The following is a 5,828-nucleotide window of genomic DNA, read 5'->3' as shown; positions in this document are numbered from 1 at the left end:
GCCGCCGAGTCGTACCTGCGCGCCGACGCCGTGCTCGAGGCGGCGCTGGACACCGGCGCGGGCGCGATCCACCCCGGCTACGGGTTCCTGTCGGAGAACGCGGGCTTCGCCGCCACGGTCGAGGCCGCCGGGATCGCCTTCGTCGGGCCGACGCCCGCGCACCTCGAGGTCTTCGGCGACAAGCACCGGGCGCGCGAGGCGGCGCGCGCCGCCGGTGTCCCGCTGATCGCCGGCAGCGGGCTGCTCGGCGACGTCGACGCTGCCCTCGCGGCGGCCGAGACCGTCGGGTACCCGGTCATGCTCAAGGCCGTCGGCGGGGGCGGCGGCATCGGCATGCAGGCCTGCGACGGGCCCGACGAGCTGCGCGAGGCGTACGGGCGGGTGCAGCGGCTGGCGACCGCGAGCTTCAGCAGCGGAGGCGTGTTCCTCGAGCGGTTCGTGCGGCGCGCGCGGCACCTCGAGGTGCAGGTGTTCGGCGACGGCGCCGGGCGCGTCGTCAGCCTGGGGGACCGCGACTGCTCGCTGCAGCGTCGCCACCAGAAGGTCCTGGAGGAGGCGCCCGCCCCGGGCCTGCCCGACGACGTGCGCGAGCGTCTCGCGGCGTCGGCCCGTGCCCTGACGGCGTCGGTCGCGTACCGGTCCGCGGGCACGGTCGAGTACGTGTACGACGTCGAGCGCGGCGACGTGTCGTTCCTCGAGGTGAACACGCGCCTGCAGGTCGAGCACCCGGTCACCGAGGAGATCACGGGCGTCGACCTCGTCGGCTGGATGCTGCGCCTCGCGCGCGGCGACGCCGACCTGACCGCCGAGCTCGCAGCCCTGCCGGACGACGGCCCGCCCCGTCTCGGGCACGCGGTGGAGGCGCGCGTCTACGCCGAGGACCCGCGCCGCGGCTACCGCCCGAGCGCGGGCCTGCTCACGCACGTCGAGTACCCGGCAGGCGTGCGCGTCGACGCGTGGGCGGAGGCCGGGCAGGAGGTCACGAGCCACTACGACCCGATGCTCGCCAAGGTCATCGTGCGCGCCGACGACCGCACGGCCGCGCTCGCCGCGGCGTCCGACGCGCTGGCCGGCACGGCGCTGCACGGCGTCGTCACCAACCTGCCGCTGCTGCGCGCCGCGGTGCGCGACGACGACGTGCGTGCCGCCGCCCACACGACCGGCACGCTCGCGGACGTCACGGACGACGAGCCGTGGGTCGAGGTGCTGCGCCCGGGCGTCATGACGACCGTGCAGGACTGGCCCGGCCGCCTCGGGCACTGGGACGTGGGCATCAGCCCGTCGGGGCCGATGGACGACCTGTCGTTCCGGCTCGGCAACGTCGCGCTCGGCAACCCGGAGGGCGCCCCGGGTCTGGAGTGCACGCTCGCGGGCCCGAGCCTGCGGTTCAGCCACGCGGCGGTCGTGTGCGTGACGGGGGCCGACGCGCCCGTGACCGTCGACGGCGTGCCCGTCCCGCAGTGGGAGCCGGTCGACGTACCGGCCGGTGCGGTGCTCGACGTCGGCACGCCCACCGGTGCCGGGCTGCGCACGTACGTGCTGGTCCGCGGGGCCCTCGACGTGCCCGGATACCTCGGGTCGGCGGCGACGTTCTCGCTCGGCGGGTTCGGCGGGTACACCGGCCGTGCGCTCGTCACGGGTGACGTCCTGGTGCCCGCGGCCGTCCCGGACGGCGCACCCGCCACGGCCGTCGTCCCCGTCGAGGCCCGCCCCGCGCTCGTGCACGCCTGGGAGCTCGCGGTGCAGGAGGGGCCGCAGCCGGCACCCACGTACTTCCTGCGCGAGGACATGGACATGCTCTACGGCGCGACGTGGCAGGTGCAGACGCACGCCAACCGCACCGGCATCCGGCTGTCGGGGCCCAAGCCGCGCTGGGCGCGCCCCGACGGTGGCGAGGCCGGTCTGCACCCGTCCAACCTGCACGACAACCCGTACTCCGTGGGCGCGCTCAACGTCTCGGGCGACACCCCGATCCTGCTCGGACCCGACGGTCCGTCGCTGGGCGGGTTCGCGTGCCCCGTCACCGTCGTGGCCGGGCACCGCTGGAAGCTCGGGCAGATCCGCCCGGGGGACACCGTGCGGCTCGTGCCCGTGCCCGAGGCGACGGCCGACGCGCTGCGCACCTCGACGGTCCGGCGCGCGGCCGCGTCCGTCCCGGCGGACCTCGCCACCGGTCCCGACGGCGACGACGGCGTGCTCGCGCGCATCCCCGCCGACCCGTCCGACCCGCTCGGCCGCCCCGAGGTCGTCTACCTGCGCGGCGCGGACGACAACGTGCTGGTCGAGTACGGGCCGATGGTCCTCGACCTGGGCCTGCGGATGCGTGTGCACGCGCTCGCCGAGGCGCTGGGTGCGCTCGACCTGCCGGGCGTCGTCGACGTGACGCCCGGTGTGCGGAGCCTGCACGTGCACGTCGACCCCGCGCTGCTGCCCGTGCGTGAGCTGGTCGACGCGCTCGTCGACCTCGAGGCCGAGCTGCCCGCGACGGCCGACCTCGTGGTGCCCTCGCGGCGCGTCCACCTGCCGTTCGCGTTCGACGACCCCGCGGTGGCCGACGCGATCGCGCGGTACACGGTCGGCGTGCGGCCGCAGGCGCCGTGGCTGCCGTCCAACGTCGAGTTCGTGCGGCGCGTCAACGGCCTGGGCTCGGGCGACGACGTGCTGCGCACCATGACCGAGGCCGAGTACCTCGTGCTCGGGCTCGGCGACGTCTACCTGGGCGCGCCGCTCGCGGTGCCGCTCGACCCGCGCCACCGGCTCATGACAACCAAGTACAACCCGGCGCGCACGTGGACCGCCGCCGACACCGTGGGCCTGGGCGGGCAGTACCTGTGCGTCTACGGCATGGACTCCCCGGGCGGGTACCAGCTGGTCGGGCGGACCGTGCCCATCTGGTCCGGGCACCGTCAGCACGGCGTGTTCGAGCCCGGCGTGCCCTGGCTGCTGCGGTTCTTCGACCGCATCGTGTGGCACCCCGTGACGGCCGAGGAGCTCGCCGAGCAGCGCACCGCGTTCGCCGCGGGGAGGCTCGACGTGCGCGTCGAGCACGGCACGTTCAGCTACCGCGAGCACCTCGCCCTGCTGACCGGGCACGCCACCGAGATCGCGGCGTTCCAGGAGAGCCAGGCCGCCGCGTTCGGGGCCGAGCGGGCGGCCTGGGCCGCCGCCGGCGAGCTCGACGCGGACGCCGGGGACGACGCGCCGCCCGCGGTCGTGGACGACGCGACCGTCGAGCTGCTGGACGGGCACGTGCTCGTCGAGGCGCCGATGGTCGGGTCCGTGTGGCGCGTCGAGGCCGCCGCTGGCGCCGACGTGCGCGCCGGCGACCTGCTCGTCGCGCTCGAGGCCATGAAGCTCGAGCTCGCGGTCCCGGCGCCGTCGGACGGGCGGGTCGTGCGCGTGCTCGTCGAACCGGGGCAGCAGGTCGGCCCCGGTGCCCCGCTCGCGGTGCTGGCGGTGGACGCGTGAGCTCGACGGACGCGCGCGCGGCCGTGCCGTCGCGGGCGGTCGGGGCGCACGACGCCCCGCACGACGACCCGCACGCCCCCGTCGGCGCGCGCGTCTGCGACGGGCCCGCGCAGGCCCGCGTCCGGGCGGCCCACGCGCGGCTGCGGGAGGTCGACCGGCCGGAGGTCTGGACGCTGCTGCTGCCCGAGGCCGACGTGCTCGCGGCCGCCGCAGCCGTGGACGCGCGCCTCGCCGCGGGCGAGCACCTCCCGCTGGCCGGCACGACGCTCGCGGTCAAGGACAACGTCGACGTCGCGGGCCTGCCCACCACGGCCGCGTGCCCGTCGTACGCGACCTCGCCGCACGGGCGCCCCGGACCGGCGTCCGCGACGGCCCCCGCGGTGCAGGCGCTCGTCGACGCGGGCGCCGTGGTGCTCGGCAAGACGAACCTCGACCAGTTCGCGACCGGGCTGGTCGGCACCCGCAGCCCGTTCGGCGCGGTGCGTCACGCGACCCTGCCCGACCGCGTGTCCGGCGGGTCGTCGTCGGGGTCGGCGGTGGCCGTCGCGCTCGGCGTCGCGGACGTCGGCATCGGCACCGACACCGCCGGCTCGGGCCGCGTCCCCGCGGCGTTCCACGGGCTCGTCGGGATCAAGACGACGGTCGGGCTCGTGCCCACGGACGGCGTCGTGCCCGCGTGCGCGTCGTACGACGTGGTCACGACGTTCACGCGCGACCTCGGGACCGGGGTGCTCGCGACCCGGCTGATGGCGGGCGGCGGCGTCTCCCCGGCCTGCCAGGTGCTCGACACCGCCCCGGCCGACCCTGCCGACGTCGCCGACCCGCGGGCACGTCGGCGGACGTGGCCCGCCGACGTGCGGGTCGCGCTGCGTGACGACCCGGTCGTCGCGGTGCCGCGCACCGCCGACCTCGCGCCGCTCTCGCCCGGGTGGCGCGGCGCGTTCGCCGCTGCGGTCGACCGGGTCGTCGCGACGGGGGCGGCCGTCCGGGAGGTCGACGTCTCGGGCATGCTCGACGCCGCCCGGCTGCTGTACGACGGCGCGATCGTCGCCGAGCGCTACGCCGCGGTCGGTGCGTTCCTCGCGACCGACCCGCCCGACGCCGACCCCACGGTCGCCGGCATCGTGCTGGCCGGCGGCGGCGTCCGGGCCGCCGACTACGTGCGCGACCGCCTCGCGCTCGACGCCGCGCGGGTCGACGCCGAACGCGTCCTGCGCGGGTGCGACCTGCTGCTGCTGCCCACGACGACCGAGCACCCGACGCTCGCGCAGGTCGCCGCCGAGCCGGTCGAGGTCAACCGCCGCCTGGGCACGTACACGAACTTCGTCAACCTGCTCGACCTCGCCGCCGTCGCCGTCCCCGCGGGCGAGGCCGACGGCGGACCGTTCGGCGTCACGGTGCTGGCGCGCGCGCACGAGGACCAGCTCGCGCTCGACCTCGCGGCGCGCCTGACGGTCGGGGAGGCTGCCGCGCCGCTCCTGGTGCCCGGCACGGTCGAGCTGTTCGTCGTCGGCGCGCACCTGCGCGGGCAGCCGCTCCAGGGCCAGCTCACCGACCTCGGCGCGCGGTTCGGGCGCGAGGTCACGACGTCCGACGCCTACCGCCTCGTCGCCCTGGTGACGACGCCCCGCAAGCCCGGGCTCGTGCGCGTCGGGCCGGGCCGGGGAGCGTCGATCGCGGGGGAGGTCTGGCGGCTGTCGCCCGGTGCGCTCGGCCGTTTCCTGGCCGCGCTGCCCGCGCCGATGACGCTCGGCGCCGTCGAGCTCGCCGACGGGTCCTGGGTCACGGGTTTCGGCTGCACGGCCGAGGCGGCCTCCGGCGGGGTCGACGTCACGGCGACCGGCGGGTGGCGGGCCGCGCTCGCGGCGGGGGTGTGAGGCCCGAGGGCGGCACGCGGCGCGCCGCCGGTCGGGCACGCGGGTCGCGGCGCGGCCCACGGGTCGGGGTGGCTCAGCGGTCGCGGGCCCGGACCCGCAGGCCCGAGGCGCGCAGCCGGCGGACCAGGTCGCGCGTGCTGACCGGTTCGGCGCCCAGCGCGACGACGTCGTCCCAGCGCTCGACCGGCACGTCGTAGTGGTCGTGGTCGAACGCCCGGCGCGGGATGCCGGCGCGGCGCGCGAACGCGTGCAGCTCGGCGTACGACGCGTCGCTCACGAGGTGGCCCCAGACGGTGCCGTGGCGGGGCCACAGCGGCGGGTCGACGAGCACGGTCACCGGGCGAGGGTACGTCCTGCCCGCGCACGCGCCGTCACGCGTGCCCCCAGGACCGCCCGGCCACCCCCAGCGCCGTGCCGGCGCGCCGCGTCCACGGTCGCCGAGGGCGGACGGCCGGCCGGCGGTGCGGCGCGCCTAGCGTCGGC

General features: G+C 77.5%; 3 protein-coding genes. 2 read left to right on the top strand and 1 reads right to left on the bottom strand.

All coding sequences use genetic code 11. The features are described 5' to 3' along the window. Together uca and atzF are read left to right on the top strand one after the other, a co-directional pair. On the top strand, positions 1–3,468 hold a 3,468-nt coding region (uca, locus tag J7523_RS19855; protein ID WP_291890445.1), incomplete at its 5' end, for an urea carboxylase. After that, on the top strand, positions 3,465–5,345 hold the full coding sequence (gene atzF, locus J7523_RS19850; protein ID WP_291890444.1) for an allophanate hydrolase: 1,881 nt from the start codon (positions 3,465–3,467) through the stop codon (positions 5,343–5,345). The genes uca and atzF, both read left to right, overlap by 4 nt. 73 nt (positions 5,346–5,418) lie before the next feature. On the opposite strand, the gene J7523_RS19845 is transcribed toward atzF, so the two are convergent. Continuing rightward, positions 5,419–5,682, bottom strand: coding sequence for a DUF4031 domain-containing protein (locus J7523_RS19845; RefSeq protein WP_046530145.1), 264 nt, complete (start codon positions 5,680–5,682; stop codon positions 5,419–5,421). Positions 5,683–5,828 lie beyond the last annotated feature (146 nt).

The organism is Cellulomonas sp. (assembly GCF_017744555.1).
Taxonomy (GTDB): domain Bacteria; phylum Actinomycetota; class Actinomycetes; order Actinomycetales; family Cellulomonadaceae; genus Cellulomonas.
This window is presented reverse-complemented; position numbering and strand designations above follow the sequence as displayed.